This window comes from Parapedobacter koreensis (genome assembly GCF_900109365.1).
Lineage (GTDB): Bacteria > Bacteroidota > Bacteroidia > Sphingobacteriales > Sphingobacteriaceae > Parapedobacter > Parapedobacter koreensis.
The window spans coordinates 23,798-39,429 of sequence record NZ_FNZR01000014.1 but is presented as its reverse complement, the minus strand read 5'-3'; the positions used below and the strand labels follow the sequence as shown (position 1 = coordinate 39,429).

Annotated in this window: 18 protein-coding genes; 11 read left to right on the top strand and 7 right to left on the bottom strand. The window is 53.7% G+C overall.

From position 1 onward, the window contains the following. The first annotated feature begins 12 nt into the window (after positions 1 to 12). The 4 genes from BMW65_RS22750 (at position 13) to BMW65_RS24340 (ending at position 2,159) form a co-directional block, all read left to right on the top strand. Positions 13 to 744 (top strand): DUF6266 family protein, encoded by a 732-nt coding sequence (locus BMW65_RS22750; RefSeq protein WP_090609193.1) that lies wholly within the window; start codon positions 13 to 15, stop codon positions 742 to 744. A gap of 116 nt (positions 745 to 860) precedes the next feature. Continuing rightward, the gene (locus tag BMW65_RS22745; RefSeq protein ID WP_090609191.1) at positions 861 to 1,310 is read left to right on the top strand and encodes a DUF5675 family protein; all 450 of its coding nucleotides are present in this window, start codon (positions 861 to 863) and stop codon (positions 1,308 to 1,310) included. 455 nt (positions 1,311 to 1,765) lie between these two features. Continuing rightward, positions 1,766 to 1,996, top strand: a complete 231-nt coding sequence (locus BMW65_RS22740; protein WP_090609189.1) for a hypothetical protein — start codon at positions 1,766 to 1,768, stop codon at positions 1,994 to 1,996. Beyond that, positions 1,983 to 2,159: a hypothetical protein gene (locus tag BMW65_RS24340; RefSeq protein ID WP_177181271.1), complete on the top strand. Its 177-nt coding sequence runs from the start codon at positions 1,983 to 1,985 to the stop codon at positions 2,157 to 2,159. The genes BMW65_RS22740 and BMW65_RS24340 overlap by 14 nt, the downstream gene beginning before the upstream one ends. A gap of 182 nt (positions 2,160 to 2,341) precedes the next feature. Here the strand turns inward: BMW65_RS24340 and BMW65_RS22735 are convergent, their stop codons facing one another. The 3 genes from BMW65_RS22735 to dxs form a co-directional block, all read right to left on the bottom strand. After that, a complete protein-coding gene (locus BMW65_RS22735) occupies positions 2,342 to 2,560 on the bottom strand; it encodes a hypothetical protein (RefSeq protein WP_143053986.1) in 219 nt (72 codons plus the stop codon). Positions 2,561 to 2,636: 76 nt separating this feature from the next. Beyond that, positions 2,637 to 4,286: an alkaline phosphatase PafA gene (pafA, locus tag BMW65_RS22730; protein ID WP_090609186.1), complete on the bottom strand. Its 1,650-nt coding sequence runs from the start codon at positions 4,284 to 4,286 to the stop codon at positions 2,637 to 2,639. A gap of 101 nt (positions 4,287 to 4,387) precedes the next feature. Further along, entirely contained in the window at positions 4,388 to 6,316 is a 1,929-nt protein-coding gene (dxs, locus tag BMW65_RS22725; protein ID WP_090609185.1) for a 1-deoxy-D-xylulose-5-phosphate synthase, read from the bottom strand. A gap of 186 nt (positions 6,317 to 6,502) precedes the next feature. Here dxs and BMW65_RS22720 point away from each other — a divergent pair, with 186 nt between their 5' ends. Next, complete coding sequence (locus tag BMW65_RS22720; protein WP_090609183.1) at positions 6,503 to 7,249, top strand: segregation and condensation protein A; 747 nt, start codon at positions 6,503 to 6,505, stop codon at positions 7,247 to 7,249. Here the strand turns inward: BMW65_RS22720 and BMW65_RS22715 are convergent. Beyond that, positions 7,246 to 9,168 carry a tetratricopeptide repeat-containing sensor histidine kinase gene (locus BMW65_RS22715; RefSeq protein WP_090609182.1) on the bottom strand — a complete coding sequence of 641 codons (1,923 nt, stop codon included), beginning with the start codon at positions 9,166 to 9,168 and terminating at the stop codon, positions 7,246 to 7,248. The two genes, BMW65_RS22720 and BMW65_RS22715, sit on opposite strands and share 4 nt — an antisense overlap. A gap of 69 nt (positions 9,169 to 9,237) precedes the next feature. Between BMW65_RS22715 and BMW65_RS22710 the strand changes: the two genes are divergently transcribed. Next, entirely contained in the window at positions 9,238 to 9,864 is a 627-nt protein-coding gene (locus BMW65_RS22710; RefSeq protein ID WP_090609180.1) for a response regulator, read from the top strand. Here BMW65_RS22710 and BMW65_RS22705 read toward each other — a convergent pair. Next, positions 9,857 to 10,630, bottom strand: coding sequence for a hypothetical protein (locus BMW65_RS22705; RefSeq protein ID WP_090609179.1), 774 nt, complete (start codon positions 10,628 to 10,630; stop codon positions 9,857 to 9,859). The two genes, BMW65_RS22710 and BMW65_RS22705, sit on opposite strands and share 8 nt — an antisense overlap. A 184-nt stretch (positions 10,631 to 10,814) precedes the next feature. Here BMW65_RS22705 and BMW65_RS22700 point away from each other — a divergent pair, with 184 nt between their 5' ends. Continuing rightward, positions 10,815 to 12,683, top strand: a complete 1,869-nt coding sequence (locus tag BMW65_RS22700; RefSeq protein WP_090609178.1) for an outer membrane protein assembly factor BamB family protein — start codon at positions 10,815 to 10,817, stop codon at positions 12,681 to 12,683. Here BMW65_RS22700 and aat read toward each other — a convergent pair. Together aat and rbfA are read right to left on the bottom strand one after the other, a co-directional pair. After that, on the bottom strand, positions 12,663 to 13,301 hold the full coding sequence (gene aat, locus BMW65_RS22695; protein WP_090609176.1) for a leucyl/phenylalanyl-tRNA--protein transferase: 639 nt from the start codon (positions 13,299 to 13,301) through the stop codon (positions 12,663 to 12,665). The two genes, BMW65_RS22700 and aat, sit on opposite strands and share 21 nt — an antisense overlap. A gap of 5 nt (positions 13,302 to 13,306) precedes the next feature. After that, on the bottom strand, positions 13,307 to 13,678 hold the full coding sequence (rbfA, locus tag BMW65_RS22690) for a 30S ribosome-binding factor RbfA (RefSeq protein ID WP_090609175.1): 372 nt from the start codon (positions 13,676 to 13,678) through the stop codon (positions 13,307 to 13,309). A 216-nt stretch (positions 13,679 to 13,894) separates the two neighbouring features. On the opposite strand from rbfA, the gene rpmB reads away from it, so the two are divergent. The 4 genes from rpmB to ftsY all read left to right on the top strand — a co-directional run bounded on the left by rpmB (position 13,895) and on the right by ftsY (position 15,620). Further along, on the top strand, positions 13,895 to 14,128 hold the full coding sequence (gene rpmB, locus BMW65_RS22685; protein WP_090609261.1) for a 50S ribosomal protein L28: 234 nt from the start codon (positions 13,895 to 13,897) through the stop codon (positions 14,126 to 14,128). A gap of 51 nt (positions 14,129 to 14,179) precedes the next feature. Beyond that, on the top strand, positions 14,180 to 14,362 hold the full coding sequence (gene rpmG / locus BMW65_RS22680; protein ID WP_090609173.1) for a 50S ribosomal protein L33: 183 nt from the start codon (positions 14,180 to 14,182) through the stop codon (positions 14,360 to 14,362). 18 nt (positions 14,363 to 14,380) lie between these two features. Next, positions 14,381 to 14,566 (top strand): DUF4295 domain-containing protein, encoded by a 186-nt coding sequence (locus tag BMW65_RS22675; protein WP_090609172.1) that lies wholly within the window; start codon positions 14,381 to 14,383, stop codon positions 14,564 to 14,566. A gap of 91 nt (positions 14,567 to 14,657) precedes the next feature. Continuing rightward, positions 14,658 to 15,620 (top strand): signal recognition particle-docking protein FtsY, encoded by a 963-nt coding sequence (gene ftsY / locus BMW65_RS22670; RefSeq protein WP_090609170.1) that lies wholly within the window; start codon positions 14,658 to 14,660, stop codon positions 15,618 to 15,620. Positions 15,621 to 15,632 lie beyond the last annotated feature (12 nt).

The following is a 15,632-nucleotide window of genomic DNA, read 5'->3' as shown; positions in this document are numbered from 1 at the left end:
TTTTTCAACGTTATGGCAACATACAACCAGGGCCTCAACGGCTCTTTCTCCGGCAAGGCCGGCAGCGTGGTGGGCGCCAACTGGCGCAGCATCGGCTACATCCGCGGTCTCTCGCGTTTCAAAAATAAGTCCAACTCGCCCCGGCAGGCGGCACAGCGCCTGCGCTTCGGCATGGCGGTAAGCTTCATGCGGCCCATGAAGTCCATCCTCCGCATCGGTTTCATGGATCGTGTGCGCAGCCGCAACACGGGCTTCAACCAGGGCATCCGCCAATTCATCAACCATGCAATCGTAGGCGAATACCCGGATTTTGGGATCGACTACGCGCAGGTGGCCATCAGCAACGGCGGCATGGAGAAGCTCATGGGGCTCACGCTGGCTTCCGACCAGCCGTACCAGCTCACCCTTGGCTGGGTAGACCGCACCCCGCCGCCGAATCCGCTGCTGCCTGATCCGGGCGTGCACAACGACGATCGCGTGTTTGTGCTGCTCTACAACCGTACGGAAGACGTATACACGACCAACACCAGTGCATTCCGGCAAGATGAAGGCTTGGCGCTGGAACTCCCCGCCGTATTTGCCGGGCACGAGCTGCACGTGTGGGTGTTTGCACAGCATCGTGACGGCACGGACGTATCCGCAAGCCAGTATGTAGGCTCCGTGACACTCGCGGGCGATGGCTCCGAACCTGAGCCCGAACCGGACGGGGAGGAAGAGCCCGAAGGAACGGAAACCGAGCCTTAGCGGCTCTCCGGGCCACCGGGCCCTTGGCAGCGGGGCGGGGAAAGCCCCGCTGCTTTTTTCCACTGCGGAAGCGAATCCAGCATTCCGCATGTCGTAAATCAATAAATCACGAACAAATGGAACCCATCAGAATCATCCGCGTGGCACAGGGCAAAAACAGTACCCTCAGCCACCTCTACATCGGCGGGCTCTTTGCCTGCTACCTGCTGGAAGATGCCATCCGGCCGGAGAAGATACCCGGCATCACCTGTATCCCCGAGGGGGAGTACGGCCTCTCGCTCAACCACGGCGCAGGCATGAACGCCCGCTACGGCCCGAAATACCCGCACATGCACCGGGGCATGGTGGAAATCACGGAAATCCCGAATTACCAGTTGGTCTTCATCCACATTGGCAACTACCACACGCAGACGGCGGGTTGCCCGCTCACAGGCTCCTACTGGCAGCTGCTGGATGGGGACTACCAGGTGATGCACTCAGCCGCAGCCTACCGCTATGTGTACCCGCTGCTGGTGGGGGAGATTGAGAGGGGGAATAATAGGGTGGTGGTGGAGAATTGGTTTTAGCCTGCTGATCGCCAGCTGGGATCTCCGTCGCTTCGCTTGGACCTCCAAGGCTGGACGCTGCAGCAGGCGTAAAACCGGGGTGGGGTGGGCAGGGTTTTTTAATTCCCACCCAAGCTGCTTAGCAAGCCCAAGAGAAACCTAGTGGCGTGAGCGAAGCGAGCGTTACAGTTTCGTTGGTCTTGCTAACAGCGCCCGCACCCAAGGCCGGACTATGCAACGGGTGTAAAAGCCGGGGTGGGGTGGGCAGGGTTTTTTAATTCCCACCCAAGCTGCTTAGCAAGCCCAAGAGAAACCTAGTGGCGTGAGCGAAGCGAGCGTTACAGTTTCGTTGGTCTTGCTAACAGCGCCCCATCCTAGGAAACGGAAGCGGAGCGCACCGGATCCAGCTGTGGAGCAATAGGCCTAAAAACGAGTGGAGGTGCGGTTGGGAATGCTGAAACAAAAACAAAAAAACAATGAAAACAAAAATAGACGACAAAGCCGAGGAGGTACCCGCAGCGGGCAAGCCGACGGTATATGACCGGATAAAAGAAGGGCTGGCCGTAGCCAGCCAATTGATCATCGCCTCGCCGCTGAAGCTGCCACTGAAAGTGGTAGCCGTGGCCAAGTACATGGCACTGGCACTGGGTGTGCTGGAGGCGGTGGAAAGTGCCGCAAAGAAAGGAGCGGCCGATGATGAAGATTAACCAACAGCTCGGCATCGGCACCACAGGCGGTACCTTGCTGAGCATCGCAGGCCAATTGGGCATGCACGACGTGCTCAAGACAGCTATCCTCGCCGCCATCGGTGCGGTAGTGAGCTTCAGCGTGACGCTCCTGTTGCAGCGCCTACACCGGCGCCGCAGGTAATGCGCCGCAGAAAGCAGCAAAAAAGGCCACGGGAGCTATACGCCCCGTGGCCTTTTTGGTATCCTTTGATACCTTGTTATTCATCCAACAGCACCACTACCGTGCGGTATCCGCGAGCCAATAATACCCGCTTTGGGGCGGTATTGAGGCGAGTAGACAATTGGTATCGACAACTACGCGCATTAACTTTCGTCGTTGAGCATGTTATCAAAATCGTCTTGTGTATATCCTTTTTTTTCTACGATCCGAGTAACTTCCTTTTTCAGGAGTTTATCATAATGTTTTACCAGCACATTTTTCAGTTCCAGAACATCCCTTTCGGACATCGGTCGATTAAACATCCTCAATAAGGAAATTTGCAGTGCATTTAACTCTGTATGTGGATTTGAAATCGTTGCCATATAAACCTCCAGATACAAAATTACAAAAAATATACGATTTGACCTCAACCCGAAGAAGCACGGAAGAACGAATTCTTTATTCATCCAACAATTCCACCACCGGATGCCCGATATTCCCGTTGGGCTCCTCAATGTGCAGCAGCGCAGCCACGGTAGAGGCAATATCAGTCATATGTGTCTCGCGGTTGGTGGCGCCATGTTTGATGCCCCAGCCCATCCATACCAGCGGAATATGGGCATCATAGGAAGCCCAAGTACCGTGGGTGGTGCCCCGCGCGCGGGGAGAGCCACTGTACCACTGCGGTTCGAGGATGATCTGGATACATCCACTGCGCTTGGGATTATACCCATTGGCGATGCGCTCGCGGATACGCGCGGGGATGCTGGAGGAACCAGCCTTTTCCATGTCCGTCACGAAGGCCACGCCTTCCAGCGTGCGCAGGAATTTGATGGCCACTTGTTTGATGGCTTCCTCGTCCAAATCATGGGCGTTAATCACGTCATAATCCAAATGCACCTGGTAGTTCATCAGGCTACGGACGATTTTTTCCTGCCCGAATTTTTCGGCCAGTAGGGCGTTGATACCGGAAAGCGCGTTGCGCTCGTCAAAATAACCGGCATTGCCCCGCTTGTCCATGAAAAACAGCGGGTTGTGCGACGCACCGTGGTCGGCGGTGAGGAATAAGGTATATTCGCCTTGCCCTACCTGCTCATCCAGGTAAGCAAAGAACGCTTCCAATTCCTTATCCAGTCGCAGGTACGTATCTTCGATTTCGATGGCGTTTACAGAAAACTGGTGGCCCACATAGTCCGTAGAAGAGAGGCTCACGCAGAGGAAATCGGCAAACCCGCCGGCATTGTGGCCCAGCTGTTCGTTGCTGATGGCGGCCTTGGCCAAATCGAGGGTCAAAGTATTGCCGAATGGCGTACTGCGTATCAGCCCGAAGCCGTTATCTTTCACCAGGGTCGCGAGCTTCTTGGGGAAGACGGGCGACTCCTCGCCGCGGTAAGTGGCTTCGTAGTGATTGTCGTCTTCGATGCTCTGGCCATAAGTTTCAATGGGATAAAGCGTATTCCAGTCTTGCTGGAGGTATTTTTCCGTAAGCTTCTGGGCGTTGAACTGCTGCACCCACTCGGGGAGCTCCTGCATGTAGAAGGTGCTGGATACCCAATTGCCCGAATTGCCCTCAAACCAATAAGCGGCATCGGCAAAGTGCCCGGCAGGCAAAATCCCCCCACGGTCTTTGATGGCAATGCCGATCACCTTGGAGCGGAAGTTGGTGGCCAGCTTGAGCTGGTCGGTGATGGTAGAGGCGAGCAGGTTGCGGGGCGATTGCTTGCCTTCGGCCTCATCGGTGCCTACGCCGCTTACGTTGTCATCCTGGGTGCAATACATGTGCTGCCCCGTCTGCTGGATGATGAAGTCATTGCCGGCAATGCCATGTATGGCAGGTACGCTGCCGGTATATACCGTGCTGTGGCCAATGGCCGTGTAGGTGGGTACATAGGGAATGTAGGTGTTTTCGCAGGAAAACCCTTCGCCCAGCAAACGCTTGAAGCCGCCCTCGCCATAGCGGTCATAAAAGCGGTAGAGGTAGTCCCAGCGCATTTGATCAACCATGAGCCCCACGACCAGCTTGGGCCGGGGAATGGATTCTTGGGCATTTGCTTGTGTGAAAAACAGGCATGTCGCCAAAAAAATGAAGCGCAGTTTCTTTAAGTTCATGATGCGTTGCTCTGAGAAATGGATGTAAACCACCAATATGGTATTGGCAGCTAAGTTAGTAAATCCTGAAACGAAACAAAAAGCGGGCTGTAACAAACCTGTTATCCGGCAAGGACATCCGTTTTGCGGCTTACCGCTATTTTCCGCACGGTATGGATGATGGATTGGCTGTCATAGCCGCATAGTTTCCAAAGTTCCTGCTGTTCGCCATGTTCTACCACCTCATCGGGTATGCCGAGCCGCACTACGGATGCTTGGTAGCCATGGTCTGCCATGAATTCCAGCACGGCGCTACCCATGCCCCCTTGGATGCATCCATCCTCGATGGTAATGATTTTCTTGAATTGGCCGAAGACCTCATGGAGGAGGGCTTCATCCAGTGGTTTTACAAAGCGCAGGTCGTAGTGTGCGGGGAAGATGCCTTCCTCGTTGAGGGTGATGCAAGCCTTTGTCGCTTCATTGCCAATGTGGCCGATGCTGAGCAGGGCCACGTCTTCGCCATCGCACAGTTTGCGGCCTTTGCCCACTTCGAGGGCTTTGAGGGGCCTCCGCCAATCGGTCATGACGCCCTGGCCGCGCGGATACCGGATCACGAAGGGACCCATGCCGTCCTGCTGGGCGGTATACATCAGGTTGCGCAGTTCTTCCTCATTCATGGGAGCTGCCACCTTGAGATTGGGGATGCAGCGCATGTAAGCGAGGTCATAGGCTCCGTGGTGCGTGGGGCCATCCGCGCCCGCGATACCGGCACGATCCAGGCAAAAAACCACATGGAGGTTTTGAATAGCCACGTCGTGTATCACCTGGTCATAGGCACGTTGCATGAAGCTGGAGTAGATGTTGCAAAACGGTACCATGCCCTGTGTGGCCAGCCCGGCAGAAAACGTCACCGCATGCTGCTCGGCGATACCCACGTCAAAAGCCCGGTTGGGCATGGCCTTCATCATGATGTTCATCGAAGAGCCCGAGGGCATGGCCGGGGTGATGCCCATGATTTTGTCATTCATTTCGGCCAGCTCCACCAGCGTATGCCCAAAGACATCCTGGTATTTTGGTGCGACGGGTTTGTCGGCCTTGGATTTCTTGATTTCGCCGGTGATCTTGTCAAACAAGCCCGGCGCATGCCAGGTGGTTTGGTCTTTTTCAGCCAGCGCATAGCCCTTGCCCTTCACGGTGATGCAATGCAGGAGTTTGGGGCCGGGGATGCCACGCAGGTCATCCAGGGTGTTTACCAGCCGCTTCACGTCATGCCCGTCCACGGGGCCGAAATAACGGAAGTTGAGCGATTCAAACAGGTTGCTGTTTTTGAGGAGCGTACCTTTGATGCTCTTTTCGATTTTTTTGGCCACGCCAAGTGCATCGGGCCCGATTTCCGATAGCTTGGTGAGCACGTAGGCAATATCGTCACGAAAGCGGTTCCACGATTTGGAGGTGGTGATGCTCGTGAGGTAATCTTTGAGTGCCCCCACGTTGGGGTCGATAGACATGCAATTGTCATTGAGGATCACCAGCAGGTTGGACTTTTCGATACCGGCATGGTTGAGCGCCTCGAAGGCCATGCCCGCCGTCATGGCACCATCGCCGATGACAGCCACATGCTGGCGATCGGTCTCGCCCTTGTAGTGCGAGGCTACCGCCATACCCAACGCCGCCGAGATGGACGTCGAAGAGTGGCCTACGCCGAAGGTGTCGTATTCGCTCTCTCCCCGTTTGGGGAAGCCGCTGATGCCGCCCAGCACGCGATTGGTGTGGAATACCGGACGCCTGCCCGTGAGGATCTTATGGCCATAGGCCTGGTGGCCTACATCCCATACCAATTGGTCATATGGTGTATTGAGCACATAGTGGAGCGCCACGGTGAGCTCTACCACGCCGAGGCTGGCCGCAAAATGCCCGCCATGGACGGATACCGTATCGATGATGTACTGGCGCAGTTCGCCGCATAGCTTTGCCAAATCGGCTTGGCTAAGCCGCTTCAGGTCTGCAGGTGTATGTATGTCTTTGAGTAGTGCTCCGGCTTCAATCTCCATAGTGTCCGGTTTGGAAAAACGGTACAAAGTAACTAATAATTATCCAATGGTGATGTATCTAAATTTTTCAAGGATCATGTTTCATGAGCAAATGTAGCTTTTTGCACGTTTAATTGAAACAAAAACAAGCGGCAAGGCACATTGTTTTGAAAGACAGGGGTAAGTTGAGTAAGTTTGCAAACTGAAATGCAGACAGAAGGATATGAAATAAAGCTCCCGCAATTCGAGGGGCCATTTGATTTGCTGTTGTTCTTTATCGAGCGCGACGAGCTGAATATCCATGACATCCCCATCGCCAAGATTACCAACGATTTCCTGGACTATATCCTGCACATGCAGGCGCTCAATATGGAGCTGGCCAGCGAATTTATTTTTGTGGCGGCTACGCTGATGCGCATCAAAGCCAGGATGCTGCTGCCACGGCCCGAGCTGGATGAAGCGGGCAATGAAATAGACCCCAAACAAGACTTGATACAGAAGCTGGTGCTTTACAAGCAATTCAAGGAGGTATCGGAGCAATTGCGCTTGCTGGAGGAGCAGCGGCTGATGCAGGCCAAGCGGGGCAATATCACCACGGATTTGCGCATCATGGGCGAATATGCCGGCCAGGGAGAGGAGCTGGCTACTTTCGATCTGTATAAGCTCATGCTGGTATACGAGCGGCTGATGTACAACTACGCCTCTCGGAGCAAAGAAGTGCGGCATACGGTCGTGAAGTACCCCTATACCATAGAGCAGCAGAAGAAAGCTATTGCTTCGCTGGTGGCCATCAATAAAAAGCTGGATTTCAATACCATCGTCAAAAACTCTGAAAATAAAGTACAATTTGTCTATAATTTCCTGGCCGTATTGGAGATGCTCCAGCAGCAACTGCTGGAATTGCAGAGCGGGCTGGGCTTCAATAATTTCTGGGTGACGCAAAAGGGCGGCTAGGAAGGGACGAATACACTCAGCAATGTGCCTTTGCTGGGAGCGGTGTCTATCTCCAGAAAACCCTTGAGGATGGCTATCCTGTCCTGGATGTTTTTCAGGCCCATACCTGTTTTTTCGACCAGGCCGCTGGCATCAAACCCGATTCCATTGTCTTCGATGGTGAGCGAAATCCCTTCGGTTTCTCTCGTCAGCTGGATGGCCAGGCTGGTGGCGGCCGCATGTTTGATGACATTCGTGACACCCTCTTGGATGATGCGGTACAGGATGGTTTCCGTCCGTTCTTCCAATCGGTCATCAAGGCCGGATACATGGAGGCTTATTTTTATCGACGGGTTGTCCAGCTTCCCGATAAACTCCCGTACGGCGGATACGAAACCAGACTTGAGTAGCGCATTGGGCATCATCTGGTGGGATATGTCGCGCATTTCCTCATAGCTTTCCTTGACGAGCTGGATGGCCCGGTCGATGGTTTCCAAAGGAATGGGCTCGCCGGCCCGCATGCCTTTGTCTACAAACTTGAGGCTGAGCAGTGCGGAAGACAAGAGCTGCCCCACGCCGTCATGCAAATCGGCAGCAATGCGCCGGCGCTCGCGTTCTTCAGCATCCAGCACATCATGCGTCGCCTTTTCCTGCTGCTGGCTGATGGCGTGTTGCAGGCGCGCCTCGGCCTTCAGCCGCCGTTGTTTGAATAGCAGGTAAGCGGTGGCGGCACCCGCAAGGAGTACGCCCAATGCGACCAGCAGGAGCAGGCCTCGCTGCCGCAATTGCAGCTTCTGGATGGCTGTCTCCTGGTGGAGGATTTCGATCTGCTGCTCTTTTTTCCCGGTTTCGTATTGGATGCGGTAGTTGGTAAGGGCGCGGGCTTTTTCTTCCTCAAACAGGGTGTCCTTTACCGTGCTGTAGGCGGCGTATGCTTCGTATGCCCGGCGGTAATCGTTTTGGCCGGCATAGTATGCGGCCAACAGCTTTGATGCGTCCATCGCCTCTTTGGCCGATCCGATCTCCTCCGCCACTTGCCTGGCTTCGGTAAGCAGCCCATACGAGCTGCGGGGTTGGCCGAGCTGCTGGTACACCTGGGCCAATTGGATGAGCACAAAAGCGATTTCCTTTTTGTTGGCATATTTCCGGTGTGCCGCCAACGCTTTCTCCAGGTAGTCCTTGGCTTCGCCGAACCTGCCCAAGCCGAAGTAGCCCAGCCCGGCGTTGCTTTGGGCCGTGGGCTGGATTTGCAGGTAGCCCTGCTCGGCCAATGCTTTTTCCGCTTTCAATGAATAGTAGACGCAGCTATCGTATTGCTGCGTGTAATAAAATACCGAGCCCAGGTTGGTCTCGCAGAATGCGGTTTCTGCGGGCAAGCCGAGTTTGCGGTAGATGGCGTAGGCATCGCGGTAGTAGGGAATCACTTGCTCGTACTCCCCCTGGCCCTTGAACAATATGCCCAGGTTGACGGCGATCATCGCCAGCCACTCATCATCGCCAAGGGCCTTATACATGGTATAGGCCTCCCGGTAATGGTGGAGGGCCTCGGGGAAATTGCCCTGCTGGTCATAGGTGATGCCAAGGATGTTCAGCGTATGCGCGGTTTTGAGCGGGTCATCCAGCTCCCGGCTTAAGCGTAGGGCCTCGAATCCATATTCCAATGCCCGTGGGTAGTCGCCCTGTGCTTGGTAGGTGGTGCTCAGGCTCCGCAGGGCATCGGCTTCGACATCCCGCAGGTTTGATGCCTTGGCGGCATCGAGCACCTTAAACCCGTAGTATAGCGAAGAATCGGGGTTGCTGAAGCGGTATTCATACGAGTCGTCCAGCCATTGTTTGAGTTGCTGCCTTTCGTCGGGCACGGTCTCTGGGGTAGCGGCACGGCAAAGCGACGGCAGGCAGCCGATGAGCAACGCGAGGAAAGGTCTACAAAAGGTTTTCATATGCTATAAAAATCGTAAAATAAGTTAACTTTGCGTTCAGTCCAAGAAAATTTTTTGCAAAGACCGGCGATGAAACACAGCGTTTTATTGGTAGATGACCATCCCATCCTGACGGATGGGTTGAAAATGGTTTTCAAGGAAGACCCCAAGTTTGACATCGTCGCATCGATGACATCGGGCAATTACGCGCTGGCGTTTCTTAAAGTCAATGCCCCTGATTTGATGGTGACCGACTATTCCATACCGGATATGACCGGCGTGGAACTCATCCGGCATGCCAAAATATTGCGCCCTGCGCTCAAAACCATCGTACTGACCATGCATGACGAAGCGTCTATCGTCAAAGAAGCTATTTCGGCAGGGGCCGATGGCTACGTGCTCAAGAAAAGTGCGATGGACGATCTGGCCATCGCGATGGAAACCGTATTGGCGGGCAAACCGTACCTCAGCGCTGAAGCCGCCCAGCGATTGTTTCAATTGGCAAAACACCACGAACCAAACGAATCGCTCACGGACCGCGAGGTGGAGGTGCTGCGCTTGATCGTCAAAGAACTCACCAATAAAGAAATCGCTGCGCGGCTGTGCATCAGTGATCGTACCGTGGAAGTGCACCGCAAGAATCTCATGCGGAAAATCAAATGCAACAACATGGTAGGGCTCATCAAATATGCCTTTGCCCACGATTTGGTCAATTGATTGCCACCGATACCAGGCTATACGAGGATTGGCGCACGAAATAAACTTTCTTCCCACCGATGGTCTCATCCTGGATAGCATAGGCATTGGCTTGTATGATGCCTTGCTCCGTAGATCCCAATTCGGCCAGTTCCGAAGCGGAAAAATGGATCTGCGTACTTGCCCCGTCAGCTTCTTTAAGTACAAATTTTCCATCGGCGGAGTAGATGCCATATAATATCTTCTGGGCATTGCCTACCGATTGGTTGGTGATGGTATACCCTGCCGATTTTGTGATGGTTTTGGCGCTGGTCACCTTTGGTGTGCCGGGCAAGTTGGTCAATGATTTTTCAATGGCCGGGTTGGTCACTTTCCAGTTGACACCATTGGTGAAGGTGATCCCGGTGAGGTTGGCCGGATTCGTCAGGTTGGAGTAATCTGGCTGCCACATGTGCACACCATTGGCAAATTTCAGCTCGGTGTCGTTTAAGCGCACGTTATCTGCTTTGGCATTTCCTTTAAAAGCGGCAATGCCCATGCCATATTGGATCTCCAGGCTACTGGCAGGCATGCCCGGTATCGTGGGCAAATCCACAGGCGCGGGCACGGAAGCCATCACGGCTACCAGTACCGCATCGGCGTCACTGGGCTGTGGGTAGCTCGGCGTGGGGAATGTGGCTTGGAGCTGCGGCTCGGGGTCTTCCTTCTTTTTGCAGGATAAAATGAAGCAGTTGCAGGATGCAATAAGGCATACGAACATGATCGTTGTATTGATTTTTGTTGGCATAATGATGTTGTTTTGGCTTTATAACAAAGGCAAAAGTACCTTGGCCGGCAGGCCATGCCAATACGCAATCCTACCGGTTTTGCGTACGTAAAAACCCGTATTGCGGATACGTGATTTTCCGGATACCACCGCGTTCGGGGTAGGTATACTTTTACCCTACTATTTAATAACACAATTAGTAACCATGAAAAAGATACTATTGACACCGCTGGTGGCATTTATTGTTGCAGCTTATGCACAGAAAAAAGATCAGCCAGACATCACCTATGATCTGGGGGGAAAAATCGAATTGATGAATCTTACGGATGCCGGCGTCTTGCTGGTGGCAGGCAGCGGGGGCTTTGCCGGCATCAAGCCGGGTGCGGATGCACCGCATTTTGTGTTTCAGGAGTATGGCAAGGTGAAAGAGGAAGAGCTGGAGTTTGTGCCGCTATCGCCCTATGTGATCGTCAACCAGGGGAGCCTGCTGAGCTCGAAGAAGACGGTCATCGACGTGGTATCGGGCAAGGTGCTCTTTGCCACGGAAGAAAATGGCTGGAAGCTGGTAGCCAAAGCCAAGGTATTCCTCCCGCAAAACAAATTGGTGGTGGTGGGCAACCGTACCAAGGCCGAAAACGACATGCTGGCCGTGGGCATCTATGATCTGGCCACTGGCCAGCAGGAAGGCTTTTCGTCGCTTGATGCCCGTGCGGGCAAGGTGCGTACCGGCAACAGTGTCCCACAGGCGGCTGGTGAGCCCTACCTCAACAAGGACAACGTATTGGTACCCACGACAAAAAACCTCGTGTGCGCGGACTTCAAAACCGGGCAGATCAAATGGGAGGCGGATTTGGATAAGGTCACCTGGCTCGTGGCCGATGAATCGGGCACGGAGATCTACGGGTTTGAAGAGCGTGCCAATGGCGATACGCGCGTGCACAAAATAAGCCATACCGGCGAACAGCTCTGGAAGCAGGAGCGGAAGATAAAGGGCAAGGTGAGCCGGTTTGAGATATTGCCCCAAGGACTGGCCATCGTGAGCGATGTAGACAATTCGGGCAAAAAGGGCATCGCCGGCAGGCTTGCCGGGGCGTCCGAGTCGAAAATCGGGTTTTTGAGTGCCGCTACGGGCGAAGATCTTTGGGAGAAAGCCCCCAAGACAAACGGTTTCGTGCAGCATTTCTACGTGATGGACGATGGCATCCTATTCGGCATCTACGAAGGGGGGATCAATAAAATCGCTTTTGATGGCAGCGTGCTCTTTAAAAAGCCCCTCAAAACGGGCGAAAACATCCACACCATGGCGCTCACCCCCCAAGGGCTCATCTACATCACGGATACGGATGCGGATATCATAAACCTCACCACCGGGGAATCCATCTGGAACAAGCCCATCAAGTACAAGAAGGCCCGGGCCGTGGCGAGTGCATACGATAAGGCCCACCAGCGCTACCTCATCAGTACGGGAGACGAAGTGGTGGCGATAGACGAGCGTACGGGGGATATCAGCACGCTGGCCGAGATTGCGTTTAAGGAAAAAGAAGCGCCCACAAGCTTGCTGGTGAGGGATGAGGGGCTACTGCTCGCTTCCAGCCAAAGCATGATGCTGCTTGATTTTGACGGGACGGAAAAATTCTACACGTACCACAAATCACCGGGGCAAGGGGGCTTCATCAAGGCGGCTACCGGCGTATTGGCGGTGGCCTCGATGGCCATGTCTGCTGCTGCGGCTTACCAGGGCGGGCGCTACGGCACCTATGCCGGCAGCAACCAGCTCAATAGCTATGGGGAGGAGATGAAAGCCTACCAGGAGGGCTTTGCCAATATTGCATCGGCATCGTTCGCGGAAATGAACAAGCGCTTCCGGGCGACGGCGGCGACCGAGAATGCCCAGTTTATCCTGACCGATCTGGATGGCGGAGTAGGCTTGGTCAAAGTAGGGAAGGGCTCGGGCAAGGTGGAGAAGGAAATCGTGCTGCGGGACAAGAAACCCGAATATAAGGTAGACGAACTTGGTGGCGTATTGTATTACAAATCGGGGAATAGCGAGGTGTTAGCTTATAGGCTGCAATAAGGCCATATAGGCGTCCCGGCTGATCATCCTCGCACCCAAGGAAGCGAGGTGCTCGGTATAGACCTGGCAATCGATCAGCTTGTAATCCCCGGATTGGCAGAGTGAGGCCAGCGCCGCCTTGGAGGCGTTGGCTTCCCGGCTAAACATGCTTTCGCCGCAAAAGACGCTGCCCAGGGCTACGCCGTAAAGCCCACCCACCAGCGCTGCATCGCGCCATACTTCCACCGCGTGGGCCACACCCAGCTCGTGCAGCCGGATATAGGCTTGCTGCATGTCGCCCGTGATCCACGTACCGTCTTGCCCGTGGCGTGGCTGCGTGGCGCAGGCGGCAATCACCTGTGCAAAGGCTTGGTCATGGGTCACGGTAAACCGGCCCGATCGCAGGACCTGCCGCATGCTTTTGCTGATTTTCAGCTCATCGGGAAACAGGACAAACCGCTCGTGCGGTGCGTACCAAAGAATGGGCGTATCATCACTATACCATGGGAAAATCCCCTTTGTATAGGCTTCCATGAGCCGCTCGGGGCGGAGGTCGCCCCCAAAGGCCAAGAGGCCATCCGGCTCGGCCAGCGCCGGATCGGGAAAATGGATGTCGGTCGGATCAAGCTCGAAAATCATCCGGTCTATTCCGGTTGCCGGGGTTCTTTGCTGATTTCATCAAAGAGCTTATCCATGTGTTCTACATACTCGTTGGTATCATCCAGGAAAAACTCCAGCTGCGGCACAATCCGCGCCTGGTTTTTGATGCGGGCACCCAGCTTATAGCGGATTTCGTTGGCGTGTGATTTGATATTAGCCATGTCTTCCTTGGCTTGCTTGGTATTAAGGAAGCTAAGGTATACCCGTGCGATGGCCAAATCGGGGGTGACCCTCACCCGGGTGACCGTTATGAACGCCCCAGGAGCCCACGCACCGCCTTCCCGCTGGAAGAGCTCCCCTAAATCCTGTTGGATTACCCCGGCAAACCGCTGCTGCCTTTTACTTTCTGTGCTCATGGTATAGGTGCTTTATATTAAAGGTAGTAACCAATACTCAATGACAAAGGTAGTAATTTTTTTGAACACCAACCAACCCACTGCCCTGCCAAAACAAACCCGCTAAGCCAATATCACAGGCAATTCAAAAAAAAATTGTATAATAAAAAACAAATGTTGATATTTGCAAACTCTTTGCGAAAAAGGCATTTAATAAGACAAAAACAGCATACGATCATGTCAAGAGTTTGTGATTTAACAGGAAAAGGGGCGATGAACGGGTACAACGTTTCCAATTCAAACGTGAAAACGAAGCGTAAATTTTACCCTAATTTGCAGACCAAGCGATTCTTCATCCCTGAAGAAAACCGTTGGATTACCCTGAAAGTATCGACCGCAGCGATAAAGACCATCAATAAGAACGGTATTACTGCCGTCATCAATAAATTTATCAAAAAGGGATACGTATAACTATAAGCGTACTATCCGGCTGGTTTCAGCGGATACTAATATCGTAAAACAATGGCTAAAAAAGGTAATAGGGTACAGGTAATTTTGGAATGTACCGAGCACAAAGAAAGCGGTCTTCCCGGGATGTCTCGTTACATCACGACGAAAAATAAGAAAAACACCACCCAGCGGTTGGAGTTGAAGAAATTCAACCCGGTCTTGCGTCGTGTAACCGTTCATAAAGAGATTAAATAAAATTGAGGGTAGAAAGACATGGCAAAGAAAGCAGTAGCATCACTCAAAACAGGCAAAGGCAAGGACTATACGAAGGTAATCACTGCCGTACGGTCTCCGAAGACCGGCGCATACACCTTTAAGGAACTGATTGCGCACAACGACCACGTGAAAGAAGCCATCGATGCGGCTCGTGAAGCCGTCATAGACGCGGCCGCACAATAGTCTTTGTGTTCAGGGTATTTTTGAAAGCCGTTTCGGGGTGTCTACCGGAAGGGCTTTTTTGTTATGTTTACCAGTTTAGTGTTATTAAGTGATGGGATTATTTGATTTTTTCAAAAAAAAGCAGGAAACCCCCGAAGCACAGGAAGCCCTGGATAAGGGATTGGAAAAGACCAAAGAAGGCTTTTTTTCCAAGATCACCAAAGCCGTGGTGGGCAAATCTACCGTGGATGACGAAGTACTGGATGATCTGGAGGAAGTGCTGGTGACCTCTGATGTGGGGGTGACGACCACCCTCAAGATCATCGAACGTATCCAGGCCCGCGTAGCCCGCGATAAGTACGTGAGTACTTCCGAGCTTCATTCCATCCTGCGCGAAGAGATCCAGGCGCTCCTTGCGGAAAACAATAGCGCGGACTTCGAACACTTTGAATACGGCGAGCACAAGCCCTACGTCATCATGGTGGTGGGCGTCAATGGGGTGGGCAAGACCACGACCATCGGCAAGCTGGCCCACCAACTCAAGGAAGCTGGCAACAGCGTGGTGCTGGGGGCGGCGGATACTTTCCGCGCTGCGGCTGTAGACCAAATCAAACTGTGGGGCGAGCGCGTAGGAGTGCGCGTGGTGGCGCAGGCCATGGGCTCAGACCCGGCCTCCGTGGCTTATGATACCGTGAAATCGGCCGTAGCAAACGGCGACGACGTGGCCATCATCGATACCGCCGGCAGGCTCCACAATAAGGTGGCCTTGATGAATGAGCTCACCAAAATCAAGCAGGTGATGCAGAAGGTGGTGCCCGGTGCGCCGCATGAGATACTGCTCGTGCTGGATGCCTCTACGGGGCAGAATGCCATCGAACAATGCAAGCAATTCACACAGGCGACTGACGTGAATGCGCTGGCGCTCACCAAGCTGGATGGCACGGCCAAGGGCGGGGTGGTCATCGGTATCTCCGACCAATTCAAAATCCCCGTGAAGTACATCGGCGTGGGGGAGAAGATAGGTGATCTCCAACTATTCAACAAAAAAGAATTTGTCGATTCCTTATTTAAGTGAGGAACCGACGAG